Consider the following 504-nt stretch of genomic DNA (forward strand, 5'->3'; position numbering starts at 1 on the left):
CCTGGCGTTGATCGCGCAGGCCATCGACAAACCATTTTTTGACCCAGGCGGTTTCCCGATCCCAGGCGGTGGCGAAGTTGTGGTTCAGGTCATGCAAGGCAGGGCCTTGCACTTTGATCGACAGGTCCTGCCAGGGACCGAAGCCCGGACTGCGGCGCGCCGCTTTGTCGTCATACAGGTGGGCGCTGGTATCCCAGTAGTTGCGGTGCATGTTGTGGCCCATGACGAAACCCACGGCGTTCGCGGTGTCTTCGTAGTCCACCAACACCATCTTCTGGTGGTGGCTGGCAAACAAGGCCAGTGCCAGCATGTGGGCAAAGTTGGTATCGGGCGCTTCCCCTTTCAGTAATCGATACAGGGTCGCCAGGCGCCCTTTTTCCTTGAGCATCTGCGGTCCGCGCAGGATTGCGTTCAGCGGCGTTTCAATGGAGAAGTCGCGGGTGCGAAACTCGACGTTCTGCATGCGTCCATCGTGGACGCGGCTGAACCACTCTCGCGTGTATT

The 504-nt window shown here is 59.5% G+C and carries 1 protein-coding gene; it reads right to left on the reverse strand.

What is annotated here, in order from left to right; all coding sequences use genetic code 11:
* Window positions 1-504: phospholipase D-like domain-containing protein (locus tag AACY45_RS28025; protein ID WP_445261236.1), on the reverse strand; the 504-nt coding region annotated here is incomplete at both ends.

It is taken from the genome of Pseudomonas sp. RA_35y_Pfl2_P32 (genome assembly GCF_963970735.1).
Taxonomy (GTDB): Bacteria; Pseudomonadota; Gammaproteobacteria; order Pseudomonadales; family Pseudomonadaceae; genus Aquipseudomonas.